The 13671-nt window shown below is 56.4% G+C and carries 9 protein-coding genes; 5 read left to right on the forward strand and 4 right to left on the reverse strand.

The annotated features are described in order from the left end of the window. Positions 1 to 33 precede the first annotated feature (33 nt). From rapZ to yrbL, 3 genes are all read left to right on the forward strand, one after another. Positions 34 to 888 carry an RNase adapter RapZ gene (gene rapZ / locus OOJ60_RS08435; RefSeq protein ID WP_042291907.1) on the forward strand — a complete coding sequence of 285 codons (855 nt, stop codon included), beginning with the start codon at positions 34 to 36 and terminating at the stop codon, positions 886 to 888. Next, positions 885 to 1157 carry a PTS phosphocarrier protein NPr gene (npr, locus tag OOJ60_RS08440; protein ID WP_042291909.1) on the forward strand — a complete coding sequence of 91 codons (273 nt, stop codon included), beginning with the start codon at positions 885 to 887 and terminating at the stop codon, positions 1155 to 1157. Before rapZ ends, npr begins: the two co-directional genes overlap by 4 nt. Before the next feature lie 201 nt (positions 1158 to 1358). Beyond that, positions 1359 to 1991 carry a PhoP regulatory network protein YrbL gene (gene yrbL, locus OOJ60_RS08445; RefSeq protein WP_042291913.1) on the forward strand — a complete coding sequence of 211 codons (633 nt, stop codon included), beginning with the start codon at positions 1359 to 1361 and terminating at the stop codon, positions 1989 to 1991. A 5-nt stretch (positions 1992 to 1996) separates the two neighbouring features. Here the strand turns inward: yrbL and mtgA are convergent, their stop codons facing one another. The 4 genes from mtgA to OOJ60_RS08465 form a co-directional block, all read right to left on the reverse strand. Further along, positions 1997 to 2716 (reverse strand): monofunctional biosynthetic peptidoglycan transglycosylase, encoded by a 720-nt coding sequence (gene mtgA, locus OOJ60_RS08450; RefSeq protein WP_205612386.1) that lies wholly within the window; start codon positions 2714 to 2716, stop codon positions 1997 to 1999. Continuing rightward, entirely contained in the window at positions 2713 to 3366 is a 654-nt protein-coding gene (gene elbB / locus OOJ60_RS08455; RefSeq protein ID WP_042291918.1) for an isoprenoid biosynthesis glyoxalase ElbB, read from the reverse strand. Before elbB ends, mtgA begins: the two co-directional genes overlap by 4 nt. Before the next feature lie 229 nt (positions 3367 to 3595). Beyond that, the gene (gene arcB / locus OOJ60_RS08460; protein ID WP_042291921.1) at positions 3596 to 5935 is read right to left on the reverse strand and encodes an aerobic respiration two-component sensor histidine kinase ArcB; all 2340 of its coding nucleotides are present in this window, start codon (positions 5933 to 5935) and stop codon (positions 3596 to 3598) included. Positions 5936 to 6028: 93 nt separating this feature from the next. Beyond that, a complete protein-coding gene (locus OOJ60_RS08465; protein WP_042291923.1) occupies positions 6029 to 6958 on the reverse strand; it encodes a TIGR01212 family radical SAM protein in 930 nt (309 codons plus the stop codon). A 686-nt stretch (positions 6959 to 7644) separates the two neighbouring features. Here OOJ60_RS08465 and gltB point away from each other — a divergent pair. Next, complete coding sequence (gene gltB / locus OOJ60_RS08470) at positions 7645 to 12105, forward strand: glutamate synthase large subunit (RefSeq protein WP_205612387.1); 4461 nt, start codon at positions 7645 to 7647, stop codon at positions 12103 to 12105. Positions 12106 to 12117: 12 nt separating this feature from the next. Next, on the forward strand, positions 12118 to 13536 hold the full coding sequence (gltD, locus tag OOJ60_RS08475) for a glutamate synthase subunit GltD (protein WP_060571057.1): 1419 nt from the start codon (positions 12118 to 12120) through the stop codon (positions 13534 to 13536). Positions 13537 to 13671: the final 135 nt, after the last annotated feature.

Raw genomic sequence — 13671 nt, forward strand, 5'->3', positions numbered from 1 at the left:
CTCCCCTTTTGACGTGGTGAGGAGAAACAGTACATGGTACTGATGATCGTCAGCGGTCGTTCAGGGTCAGGTAAATCTGTCGCCCTGCGGGCGCTGGAAGATATGGGTTTTTACTGCGTGGATAACCTTCCCGTGGTGCTGTTGCCCGATCTGGCTCGCACGCTTGCCGAACGCCAGATCTCGGCAGCTGTCAGTATTGACGTGCGCAACATGCCTGAATCCCCGGAGATCTTCGAGCAGGCGATGAACAACCTGCCCGATGCGTTCTCACCGCAGTTGCTGTTCCTTGACGCCGATCGCAACACCCTGATTCGCCGTTACAGCGATACACGTCGTCTGCATCCTCTTTCCAGTAAAAACCTCTCCCTGGAAAGCGCGATCGATCAGGAAAGCGACCTGCTGGAGCCGCTACGCTCCCGCGCCGACCTGATTGTCGATACTTCAGAAATGTCGGTACATGAGCTGGCGGAAATGCTACGCACCCGATTACTGGGGAAACGCGAGCGCGAGCTGACGATGGTGTTTGAGTCCTTTGGCTTTAAGCACGGCATCCCGATTGATGCCGACTATGTTTTCGACGTGCGCTTTCTGCCAAACCCGCACTGGGACCCGAAGCTACGCCCCATGACCGGTCTCGACAAACCCGTTGCCGCTTTTCTCGACAGGCACACAGAAGTACACAATTTTATTTACCAGACGCGCAGCTATCTTGAGCTATGGTTACCGATGCTGGAAACCAACAACCGTAGCTATCTGACCGTAGCCATCGGCTGTACCGGCGGGAAGCACCGTTCGGTGTATATTGCAGAACAGCTGGCAGACTACTTCCGCTCGCGCGGTAAAAACGTTCAGTCGCGCCATCGTACGCTGGAAAAACGCAAAACATGACCGTGAAGCAAACTGTGGAAGTCACCAACAAGCTGGGCATGCATGCCCGGCCTGCGATGAAGCTTTTCGAATTAATGCAGGGGTTTGACGCCGAAGTTCTGTTACGTAACGATGAAGGCACCGAAGCCGAAGCCAACAGCGTCATTGCGCTGCTGATGCTGGACTCGGCGAAAGGCCGCCAGATTGAAATTGAAGCCTCAGGCCCGCAGGAAGTCGAGGCGCTGGCTGCGGTGATCGCCTTGTTCAATTCAGGATTCGACGAAGACTAAGTCTCCGGTTGACCGCAATTAAGATCTTCACAGAAAACGCCGCCCGGCGTTTTTTTATTCTCACGCTCTCCGTTTGTACATTTTGTGCGCTTTTTTCTCTAAGAATAACCTTAAGAAAACCTTAAGGCCGCTCGTTTAGGTTTCATTTACTTTGGTTGTCCATACTGGATTATTGTCAGTAAATATTTCCAGGATACCCTCATGATTCGTCTATCCGATCAGACACCCCTGGGCACCGGACGACATCGTAAATGTTATGCGCATCCGGATGATGCCCGGCGCTGTATCAAGATTGTCTATAACGGCGGCCACGGCGGCGATAAAGAGACACAGCGCGAACTGAAATACTACGCGCGTCTCTCTCGCTATTTGCAGGACTGGAGCGGGATCCCGCGCTATTACGGCACGGTGGAGACCGACTGCGGTACAGGATATGTATACGATGTGATTGCCGATTACGATGGCAAACCGTCTGTGACGCTCACTGAATTTGCTAAACAGTGTCGTTACGAGGATGACGTTGCCGTTTTGCGTCAATTACTGAAGAAGCTGAAGCGCTATCTGCGTGACAACCATATCGTGACCATGACGCTGAAGCCGCAGAATATCCTCTGCCATCGCATCAGTGAATCCGAAGTGGTGCCCGTCGTGTGCGATAACATTGGTGAAGGAACGCTGATCCCGCTGGCCAGCTGGTCGAAATGGTTTTGCCAGCGCAAGCAGGAACGTTTGTGGCAGCGGTTTATTGCCCAACCGGCATTGGCACTGGCGCTGGAAAGAAGCGCGGCGCCAAAAGAGTCCGCAGGTCTGGCGCTCTCTTCCCGCGAGGCTTAAAACGTTTAATACAACGCGTTGCGGGTCATAAACGACTCGCCACCCAACTGCCGCATCTGACGCAGTATCCATGCCTGACGGCTACGGACATACCCGGACGGCGCGGCGGCATTATAGCGCAGCGGATTAGGCAACACAGCCGCGAGCAGCGCCGCTTCCGACTGCGTCAACCGGCTGGCGGGCTTGCCGAAATAGCGCTGTGCCGCGGCCTCCACGCCAAAAATTCCCTCGCCGAATTCGGCGATATTCAGATACACCGTCAGGATCCGCTTCTTGCTCCAGACGGTCTCGACACCCAGCGTCAGACCCGCCTCCAGACCTTTACGCAGCCAGCTTCGCCCGTCCCATAAAAAGAGATTCTTGACCGTTTGCTGTGACAGCGTAGAGGCGCCGCGTATGCGGTTCTCGTTGCGCTCATTGTGCGACAGCGCTTTTTCAATCGCGGCGACGTCAAACACCCAGTGCGCCGGGAAGTGCTGATCTTCAGCGGCAATCACCGCCAGTCCCATCCAGGGGGAGATTTCATTCATATTCACCCAGTCGGAATGGGCGACATAGCCGAAATCCCCCTGTAGCCACGCGCTAATCTGGCGCTCCGCCATAACCGCGGAAAACGGCACCGGCGCCACGCTGAACAGCGCAATGCCGCCGCCCCAGAACACCGCGAGCACCAGAATAATGCGCAGAACCAGACGCCGCAGAAACGCGGTGATGCCTTTTTTCATTCCGTCAGAACCAGCACGCGCGACACCAGTTTTTCAATGCCAGACGCTGCCTCGGCAATATTCTGCGCCAGCATATACGCCGGTGTAGTGACAATTTTATGGTCTTCATCGACGACAATATCATCAACCGGGCATGGCACATGCTCTGCGCCCATATCTTCCAGTACTTCTGCGGTATCAATGTCGGTACCAATGGTCAACCGCAGCGGGAAGCCGAAGATTTTCGGCAGCATCGCCGGGGCGATACACATAAAGCCGAGCGGTTTCCCCGACTGATGCATGGCGACAGCCAGCGCCGCAAGATCTGCGTCAACCTGACATTCACGGCCCTGGCTGGCGAAGGTGCTCAAATTTTTAGCCGCGCCAAAGCCGCCAGGAACGATCAGCGCATCCAGTTCAGCAGAAACGGCTTGCGAAAGCGGGCGTATCTCACCACGCGTAATGCGGGCCGCCTCGATCAGCACATTGCGGGTTTCCGCCATCGACTCTCCCGTCACATGGTTAACCACATCGGCCTGGGGCTTATCCGGCGCAAAGCAAACGGCCTGCGCGCCGCTACGGGCAATCGCCAGCAAAGTCAGCACCGCTTCATGAATTTCCGCGCCGTCATAGACGCCGCATCCGCTGAGCACTACGCCAATTTTCTTCATGCAAAATGTCCTTTTCCCTTCGTATGAAGCGCATTAATAATTGTGATTACACTGCCGCGCTTCACACATTTAACTGATTCATGTAACAAAACATTTAAGATTTGCTATCTTATCTGCGTGCGGCCTGAAAATGAGCGCTGCGCCTTTTGAGATAATGAGTATAACTTACGGCGCAGCCACGATTTCCCTGGTGTTGGCGCAGTATTCGCGCACCCCGGTCAAGCCGGGGTCATTTTTTTCCGCCGTTCGCCGCCACCCAGGCTTTCAGCACCGCCACGTCGTGCTGCCACTCCTGCTTCATCTCTTCTATCCATTCGCCGACGTTATCCTCCCAGGCCGGGAGATCCGGAGACTGGATCTGCTGCCCCAACTGTTGCAAATGACGCAAACCGACAGAGCCAGCGGCGCCTTTGATTTTATGTCCTTCTTCCACCACGCCTTTTTTGTCGCGCGCCGTCAGATTGGACTCCAGCACGCTCAAATAGCCCGGCATCATCTTTTCAAACACGGCGAGGCCATCGGTAATCAGCTTCGGCCCCACCAGCTCGATATACTGTTCCAGCATCGGAATATCTAACAGCGCTTGTGATTTACTGCTTTCTTCAGGTGTCACCGTGCTCTCCTCCTCGTTTTGCGTGTCCCAGTACTTCTTGATCATCGCGGTTAATGCCGGAACCGACAGCGGCTTGCTCAACACGTCATCCATTCCGGCATCCAGATACTCTTGTTTATCTTTCAGAACGTTCGCGGTCAGCGCCACCAGCGGCGGCAGATCTTCACGCGAATAGCGTTTGGTCAGCTCACGGGAGATATCAAGACCGGTCATGTCCGGCAGTTGGATGTCAAGCAGCACCAGGTCATACTCGCCCGGCGTGAACATCTCCAGCGCCGCTTTGCCCGTCATTGCCACGTCTACGCTATTACCGAGTTTTTCCAGCACCGAACGCGCCACAATGACATTGAGTTCGATATCTTCCACCAGCAGCACATGCAGCGCCGGCAGCGGCAGATCGTCCTCTTCAAACGCGTCTTCCACTTCTTCCGCGACGGCGGGCGCATGCACGGTCAGCGTAAAGGTGGAACCTTTCCCCGGCTGGCTGGACACGGTGATATCGCCGCCCATGTTCTTCGCCAGACGACGGGAAACCGCCAGACCAATCCCGGTGCCGGTGGCCGGTTTACCGCCGTGGCTGTCTTTCACCTGATAATACATGGCGAAGATTTTATCCTGCTCATCCTGCGGAATACCGATGCCGGAGTCCTGCACCTCAAAATGCAAGATATCGCCTTCGTCATAGCGAACCCGCACCGTCACCTGACCCTGCTGGGTAAATTTCACCGCGTTGCTGATCAGATTCCACAGAATCTGGCGCAGACGCGTACCGTCGGTCACCACCTTATGCGGCAGCGGCAGCGTCGGCTCCAGCACAAAACGCAGCCCTTTCTGCTGCGCCTGCAGACCGGAGAGGTTTTCCAGGTCGGCCATAAAGCTGGTGAAATCCACCGGCTGATTATCGAGCTGGACTTTTCGCCGCTCCATCTTATCCATGTCAATGATATCGTTGAAAATATTCCCAAGCGTCACGGCGGAAACATGGATCGTTTTCAGGTATTTTTCCTGCTCGGCGGTCAGGTCGGTGTCGAGCAGAATACGGCTCAGGCCGACGATGCCGTTCAGCGGCGTACGAAGCTCATGGCTAATAGTGGAGATAAATGTGGTTTTGTCGCGGCTGGCGCGCTCAAGGGCATCCTGGTAACGCTTCCGCTCGGTAATATCACGGCCAAAGCCCATCAGACCGTGGCGTTTACCCACGCGGTCGTAGTACGGCACTTTGCGGATTTCAAAACAGGCTTTCCGTCCGTCCGGGTAGTCCAGCCACTGTTCGTAAGTCAACGACACGTTATGGCGGAACACTTTTTCATCGGTTTCAATGACTTTTTCTGCCGCTTCCGGCGAATAAACATCAGCAGGCTTTAAGTGCACCAATTGCTTTTCACTTTTGCCGGTCAGCAACTCCATCGCCCGGTTACAGCCGGAAAATTCTTTATCTTCGTTGCGATAAAAAACCAGGTCCGGAGATGCATCAAGGAATGACCGCAGAAAAGAAGACTGTTGCTCAAGCTGAATTTGCGCTTCCTCGCGCTCTTTGATCTCCACTTTCAGCTGTTCAAAGGTCGACTGACGTTCAGCTTCCGCCTTTTCGCGATCGGCGATCTCCTGATTCAACTGCGCGATATTATCTTTTAACTGAACGTTGAGCTTAAGGTCGCGCTCGCGCATCTCCTCCAGCTTTTGCACCAGCCGGGAAAGCCGCTGGCGTGACTCCTCCAGTTGCTCGACCACCACCGACAGAAAATAGACGGCCCAGGGAGTGATTAATAAACCAAAGAAGATGGAGCGGATGACGTCGATCTGTTCGACCCGGCCATGCAGCACCATAGTGACCGCCATCTGCACGACAATTGCCAGCACAACGAGCGCTAACGCCAAAAGCAGCGAAAAGCGCACCAGACCCAATTTCATCATTAGATCAACATAGTACTGCGCCAGCATACGAATTTGCTTCATCAGGAATTTCCTTTACGACAACCTGGCACAATAATACTCAATTCTGGGCGTGACGTTGAAGAATGTGCAAGAAATGCGAGCGCCCGTCATAGATCAGGCGTCGGGCGAAATCCAGGGGCGTCCAAGCGCCGCCCCCTGAACGCCGTGTTCGTTAAGATAGCGATCCAACTCGACCATTCCGGTCCAGCGATTTTCACACCACAGCGGCGCCAACAGCGTCGGACGGCGGGCGCTGGCGGAGATACGATGGTAAATCACTTCCGGCGGCGTATGGCGGATCATCTCTCCTGCCGTCAAGGTATAATCGTCCAGCGCAATGCCGGTCAGCCGACCCGCTTCCCAGGCCTTCGCCATAATGCTACCCGTGACAATATGCAGCGGGTGCAGCTTAATGCCATCCACCCCCGTCTCCACCACCCGCGCCAGCGTTTGCAGGCACTCACGCTGGCCTTCGCCCGGCAAGCCGACGATAAGATGCGCGCACACCTTCAGTCCGCGCTCGCGCGCCAGCCGGGTGGTGCGCTGGTAGCAGGCGAAATCATGACCCCGATTAATACGATGCAGGGTTTTATCATGCGCGGTCTGTAACCCAAGCTCCAGCCACACTTCGTAGCCCTGGTCTTTATACTCACAGAGCAGATCGAGCACCGCATCCGGCACGCAGTCGGGACGCGTGCCGACGCACAGGCCGACCATGTTGGCCTGGCTTATCGCCTGCTGATACATCGCGCGCAGCACCTGCACTTCGGCGAAGGTGCTGGTATACGCCTGGAAATAGGCCAGATAACGTTTGGCGCGATTGACCCGATGCGCCTGATGGGCAAGCTGTTCGGCGATCGATCGATGCTGCTGGGCTTCATCGGCAAAAGAGGCGACGTTACAGAAAGTGCAGCCGCCACGACCGATGGTGCCGTCACGGTTAGGGCAGCTAAACCCGCCGTGCAGCGTCAGTTTATGAACCTTTTGTCCATAACGACGCGAAAGATCCCCACCAAACATATTGACTAATTTCTGTAACTGCATAATCTGATAGACCGCCTCTTAAAAAGAGGCCAAAGCCTGCCATTTTTAGCCCCGTTCGGCGATGACCTGGATCAATCGCCACGGCGGGCTTTTATCAATTGCATATCCAGTCAAAATAAACGCTATTTCATTCATTAGCTGTTCAATTATTTTTCCTTATCTCCTTCCATTTTTTTTATCTTCTGACGCCGATTGCGCAAAAACAGTATGATGAATTACCTTCACAGCGACAACCAGCACAAAACACTACATCTCACGGGGAATCAAGCTGAGATAAGGGTTAACAGAGGGATATGACAGTGAGACAGATCACACTCCGCATCCCGTCTCTCCCACGTTAAAGCAATGTAAAAATGTCAATAATTCCAGTAATTTCATTCTGATACATGCTGCGTAGCACATTTTGGCATAAATAAGCTTGCCATTTGACCTGTGTGTGGATTCCCGATAAGTTGGAAATCCGCTGGAAGCTTTCTGGATGAGCGCTGCGCTCATCATATTTATGCAGTAATTGAGATTCCCTCTGACAGCAAGTCCTCAAACTTGTTTGACCTACGCGATAAGGATAAAGAGGGCGAATGCGAGGTAAGCGTAAGATGCGCAAACCCCGTCGCCATGCTCTTGGTGTGCCCGCGCGCAAACGGTGTCGGAAGGGGATCCCGCAGAGCCTGGGGAGGTTCACTGATATGTTGTACGATAAATCCCTTGAGAAGGATAACTGTGGTTTTGGCCTGATCGCCCACATAGAAGGCGAACCTAGCCACAAGGTAGTGCGTACCGCAATCCACGCACTGGCCCGAATGCAGCACCGTGGCGCGATCCTCGCCGATGGTAAAACCGGCGACGGTTGCGGCTTGCTGTTACAAAAACCGGACCGCTTTTTTCGTATCGTTGCCGAAGAGCGCGGCTGGCGCTTAGCCAAAAACTACGCCGTCGGGATGATCTTTTTAAATAAAGATCCGGATCTGGCCGCCGCCTCTCGCCGTATTGTTGAAGAAGAGCTGCAGCAGGAAACCCTGTCGATTGTCGGCTGGCGTGATGTGCCAACCAACGAAGGCGTTCTCGGTGAAATTGCCCTCTCCTCTCTGCCGCGCATTGAGCAAATTTTTGTCAACGCCCCTGCAGGCTGGCGTCCGCGCGATATGGAACGCCGCCTGTTCATCGCCCGCCGCCGCATTGAAAAGCGCCTCCAGGATGATAAAGATTTCTACGTCTGTAGCCTGTCGAACCTGGTCAACATCTATAAAGGCCTGTGTATGCCGGCGGATCTGCCGCGCTTCTACCTGGACCTGGCGGATTTGCGTCTGGAGTCGGCCATCTGCCTGTTCCATCAGCGCTTCTCCACCAACACCGTACCGCGCTGGCCGCTGGCGCAGCCGTTCCGCTATCTGGCGCATAACGGCGAGATCAACACCATCACCGGTAACCGTCAGTGGGCGCGCGCCCGTACCTATAAATTCCAGACGCCGCTGATCCCGGACCTGCACGACGCCGCGCCGTTTGTTAACGAAACCGGCTCCGACTCCAGCTCCATGGATAACATGCTGGAGCTGCTGTTGGCCGGCGGGATGGATATCGTTCGCGCGATGCGCCTGCTGGTGCCGCCAGCCTGGCAGAACAACCCCGATATGGACCCCGAGCTGCGCGCCTTCTTCGACTTTAACTCCATGCACATGGAGCCCTGGGACGGCCCGGCGGGGATCGTCATGTCCGACGGTCGCTTCGCTGCCTGTAACCTCGATCGTAATGGTCTGCGTCCGGCGCGCTACGTCATCACCAAAGATAAGCTCATTACCTGCGCCTCGGAAGTCGGCATCTGGGATTACCAGCCTGACGAAGTGGTGGAAAAAGGCCGCGTTGGACCTGGCGAACTGATGGTGATCGACACCCGCGGCGGCCGTATTCTGCATTCCGCCGAAACCGACGACGATCTGAAAAGCCGCCACCCGTATAAAGAGTGGATGGAGAAAAACGTTCGCCGCCTGGTACCGTTTGAAGAGCTGGCTGACGATCAGGTGGGAAGCCGCGAACTGGACGACGACGCGCTCTCCAGCTACCAGAAACAATTTAACTACAGCGCGGAAGAGCTGGACTCCGTCATCCGAGTGCTGGGCGAAAACGGCCAGGAAGCGGTCGGCTCTATGGGGGATGACACCCCGTTTGCCGTGCTCTCCAGCCAGCCGCGCATTATTTACGACTACTTCCGCCAACAGTTTGCGCAGGTAACCAACCCGCCAATCGATCCGCTGCGCGAAGCTCACGTCATGTCGCTGGCCACCAGCATTGGTCGCGAAATGAACGTCTTCTGCGAAGCGGAAGGCCAGGCGCATCGTCTGAGCTTTAAATCGCCGATCCTGTTGTACTCTGACTTTAAGCAGTTGACGACGATGAAAGAGGAGCATTATCGCGCCGACTGGCTTGATATCACCTTCGACGCCACGCAGACCACGCTGGAAGAGACCGTGAAAACGCTCTGCGACACCGCCGAACAGATGGTGCGTAATGGTACCGTCCTGCTGGTGCTTTCCGACCGCAACATTGGCAAGAACCGTCTGCCGGTGCCCGCGCCGATGGCCGTGGGCGCGGTACAGACGCGTCTGGTGGAACAAAGCCTGCGCTGCGACGCGAACATCATCGTTGAAACCGCCAGCGCCCGTGACCCGCATCATTTTGCGGTGCTGCTCGGCTTCGGCGCGACCGCCATCTATCCCTATCTGGCATACGAAACGCTGGGCCGTCTGATCGACACCCAGGCGATTGCCAAAGACTACCGCACCGTGATGCTGAACTACCGTAACGGCATCAACAAAGGGCTGTACAAGATCATGTCCAAAATGGGCATATCAACCATCGCCTCTTACCGCTGCTCGAAGCTGTTTGAAGCGGTCGGCCTGCATGACGACGTGGTGAACCTGTGCTTCCAGGGCGTGGTGAGTCGCATCGGCGGGGCGGGCTTCGCCGACTTCCAGCAGGATCTGCTGAATCTCTCCAAACGCGCCTGGCTGGCGCGCAAGCCAATCGCCCAGGGCGGCCTGCTGAAGTACGTGCACGGCGGCGAATACCACGCCTATAACCCGGACGTGGTGCGTACCCTGCAACAGGCGGTACAAAGCGGCGAGTACAGCGACTACCAGGAATACGCGAAGCTGGTCAACGAACGTCCCGCCACGACGCTGCGCGATCTGCTGGCTATCACACCGGGTGACGACGCCGTGAGTATTGACGACGTTGAACCGGCCAGCGAACTGTTCAAGCGTTTCGACACGGCGGCAATGTCCATCGGCGCGCTGAGCCCCGAAGCCCACGAAGCGCTGGCGGAAGCCATGAACAGCCTCGGCGGGAACTCCAACTCCGGCGAAGGCGGTGAAGACCCGGCACGCTACGGCACCAATAAAGTGTCGCGAATCAAGCAGGTGGCATCCGGTCGCTTTGGCGTAACGCCAGCGTATCTGGTCAATGCCGATGTTATCCAGATCAAGGTCGCGCAGGGCGCGAAGCCGGGCGAAGGTGGCCAGTTGCCGGGTGATAAAGTCACCCCATACATCGCCAAACTGCGCTACTCGGTACCGGGCGTGACGCTGATCTCCCCGCCGCCGCACCACGATATTTACTCTATCGAGGATTTAGCGCAGCTGATTTTCGACCTGAAGCAGGTTAACCCGAAAGCGATGATCTCCGTGAAGCTGGTTTCCGAGCCGGGCGTCGGCACTATTGCGACCGGCGTGGCGAAAGCCTATGCGGATCTCATCACCATCGCTGGCTACGACGGTGGTACTGGCGCCAGCCCGCTCTCCTCGGTGAAATACGCGGGCTGTCCGTGGGAACTGGGCCTGGTGGAAACCCAGCAGGCGCTGGTGGCAAACGGTCTGCGTCATAAGATCCGCTTGCAGGTGGACGGTGGCCTGAAAACCGGCGTTGATATTATCAAAGCCGCGATTCTGGGCGCGGAAAGCTTCGGCTTCGGTACCGGCCCGATGGTGGCGTTGGGCTGTAAATACCTGCGTATTTGTCACCTGAATAACTGCGCGACGGGCGTCGCAACGCAGGATGACAAACTGCGTAAGAATCACTATCACGGGCTGCCGTTCAAAGTGACCAACTACTTTGAGTTTATCGCCCGTGAAACCCGCGAGCTGATGGCGCAGTTGGGCGTCACCCGCCTGGTGGATCTGATTGGCCGTACCGACCTGCTGAAAGAGCTGGAAGGCTTTACCGCCAAACAGCAGAAACTGGCCCTGTCCCGTCTGCTGGAAACCGCCGAGCCTCATCCAGGCAAAGCGCTGTACTGCACGGAAAACAACCCGCCGTTCGATAACGGCGTGCTGAACGCGCAATTGTTACAACAGGCGAAACCGTACGTTGACGAACGTCAGAGCAAAACCTTCTGGTTTGACATTCGCAATACCGACCGTTCCGTTGGCGCGTCGCTGTCGGGCTATATCGCCCAGACGCATGGCGATCAGGGGCTGGCGTCTGACCCGATCAAAGCGCACTTTAACGGCACCGCGGGCCAGAGCTTCGGCGTCTGGAACGCCGGCGGCGTTGAGTTATACCTGACCGGCGATGCTAACGACTATGTCGGTAAAGGCATGGCGGGGGGGCTGCTGGCGGTACGTCCACCGGTCGGTTCAGCTTTCCGCAGTCATGAGGCGAGCATTATTGGTAACACCTGCCTGTACGGCGCGACCGGCGGTCGCCTGTACGCCGCAGGCCGCGCAGGTGAACGTTTTGCGGTGCGTAACTCCGGGGCAATCACCGTCGTGGAAGGCATTGGCGACAACGGCTGTGAATACATGACCGGCGGTATTGTCTGCATTCTCGGCAAAACCGGCGTGAACTTCGGCGCAGGCATGACGGGCGGTTTTGCTTACGTGCTGGATGAAGACGGCGAGTTCCGCAAACGCGTGAATCCGGAATTAGTGGAAGTGCTGAGCGTTGACGATTTGGCGATTCACGAGGAGCATTTGCGTGGATTGATTACCGAACATGTGCAGCATACCGGATCGCAGCGTGGCGAAGAAATTCTGGCGAACTGGTCAGCCTTTGCCACGAAGTTCGCGCTGGTGAAGCCGAAATCCAGTGATGTGAAAGCCCTGTTGGGTCACCGTAGTCGTAGCGCAGCCGAGCTGCGCGTGCAGGCGCAGTAAGAGGGTCTGGTCATGAGTCAAAACGTATATCAATTTATCGACCTGCAGCGCGTTGATCCGCCCAAGAAGCCGCTGAAAATTCGCAAAATCGAGTTCGTCGAAATCTACGAGCCGTTTTCTGAAGGTCAGGCCAAAGCACAGGCAGACCGCTGCCTGTCCTGCGGCAACCCGTACTGCGAGTGGAAGTGTCCGGTACATAACTACATCCCGAACTGGCTGAAACTGGCCAACGAAGGGCGTATTTTCGAGGCCGCCGAGCTGTCTCACCAGACCAACACCCTGCCGGAAGTGTGCGGTCGCGTCTGCCCTCAGGATCGCCTGTGCGAAGGATCCTGTACGCTGAACGACGAGTTTGGCGCGGTGACTATCGGCAATATCGAGCGCTATATCAACGATAAAGCGTTCGAGATGGGCTGGCGTCCGGATATGACCGGGGTACGTCAGACCGACAAACGCGTGGCGATTATCGGCGCCGGTCCAGCCGGGCTGGCCTGCGCCGACGTGCTGACCCGCAACGGCGTAAAGGCGGTGGTCTTTGATCGTCATCCGGAAATCGGCGGCCTGCTGACCTTCGGCATCCCGGCGTTTAAGCTGGAAAAAGAGGTGATGACCCGTCGCCGCGAAATCTTCACCGGCATGGGCATTGAGTTCAAACTCAACGTGGAAGTGGGTCGTGACATACAGCTCGACGACCTGCTGAAGGATTACGATGCGGTGTTCCTCGGCGTCGGCACTTATCAGTCCATGCGCGGCGGGCTGGAAAACGAAGACGCCGATGGCGTGTTTGACGCGCTGCCGTTCCTGATCGCCAACACCAGGCAGATCATGGGCTTTGGCGAAACCACCGACGCGCCGTTCATCAGTATGGAAGGCAAACGCGTGGTCGTGCTGGGCGGTGGCGATACGGCGATGGACTGTGTGCGTACCTCTGTTCGTCAGGGCGCGACGCACGTCACCTGCGCCTATCGCCGCGACGAAGAAAATATGCCGGGTTCAAAACGCGAAGTGAAAAACGCGCGTGAAGAAGGCGTCGAGTTTCAGTTCAACGTGCAGCCGCTGGGTATTGAAGTCAACGCCAACGGCAAGGTGTGCGGCGTGAAAATGGCGCGCACCGAAATGGGCGCGCCGGATGCGAAAGGCCGTCGTCGCGCGGAGATCGTCGCCGGTTCAGAACACGTGGTCCCGGCTGACGCCGTCGTGATGGCGTTTGGTTTCCGTCCGCACAGCATGGAATGGTTGAAAGCGCACAGCGTCGAGCTGGACTCACAGGGCCGTATTATCGCTCCGGAAAGCAGCGATAACGCGTTCCAGACCAGCAATCCGAAAATCTTCGCCGGTGGCGACATCGTACGCGGTTCTGATCTGGTGGTCACCGCCATTGCCGAAGGCCGTAAAGCGGCTGACGGGATCATGAACTACCTCGAAGTATAAACCGTTCAGGCTTCCCGGCTATCGCACCAGCGCTGATAGCCGGGGAGTCCATTTCCAACGAAAAATTTGCGCCAGACCTGTTTTGCAGCATTTGGAAATCCCGCAAACAACATCCGCAGAACTTTAAAACGCCCC

The organism is Citrobacter sp. R4 (assembly GCF_026719175.1).
GTDB classification, from domain to species: domain Bacteria; phylum Pseudomonadota; class Gammaproteobacteria; order Enterobacterales; family Enterobacteriaceae; genus Citrobacter_A; species Citrobacter_A sedlakii.

Coding starts and splice junctions, on each gene's coding strand:
- rapZ (WP_042291907.1), top strand. CDS start 34: ATGGTACTGATGATCGTCAGCGGTCGTTCAGGGTCAGGTAAATCTGTC.
- npr (WP_042291909.1), top strand. CDS start 885: ATGACCGTGAAGCAAACTGTGGAAGTCACCAACAAGCTGGGCATGCAT.
- yrbL (WP_042291913.1), top strand. CDS start 1,359: ATGATTCGTCTATCCGATCAGACACCCCTGGGCACCGGACGACATCGT.
- mtgA (WP_205612386.1), bottom strand. CDS start 2,716: ATGAAAAAAGGCATCACCGCGTTTCTGCGGCGTCTGGTTCTGCGCATT.
- elbB (WP_042291918.1), bottom strand. CDS start 3,366: ATGAAGAAAATTGGCGTAGTGCTCAGCGGATGCGGCGTCTATGACGGC.
- arcB (WP_042291921.1), bottom strand. CDS start 5,935: ATGAAGCAAATTCGTATGCTGGCGCAGTACTATGTTGATCTAATGATG.
- OOJ60_RS08465 (WP_042291923.1), bottom strand. CDS start 6,958: ATGCAGTTACAGAAATTAGTCAATATGTTTGGTGGGGATCTTTCGCGT.
- gltB (WP_205612387.1), top strand. CDS start 7,645: ATGTTGTACGATAAATCCCTTGAGAAGGATAACTGTGGTTTTGGCCTG.
- gltD (WP_060571057.1), top strand. CDS start 12,118: ATGAGTCAAAACGTATATCAATTTATCGACCTGCAGCGCGTTGATCCG.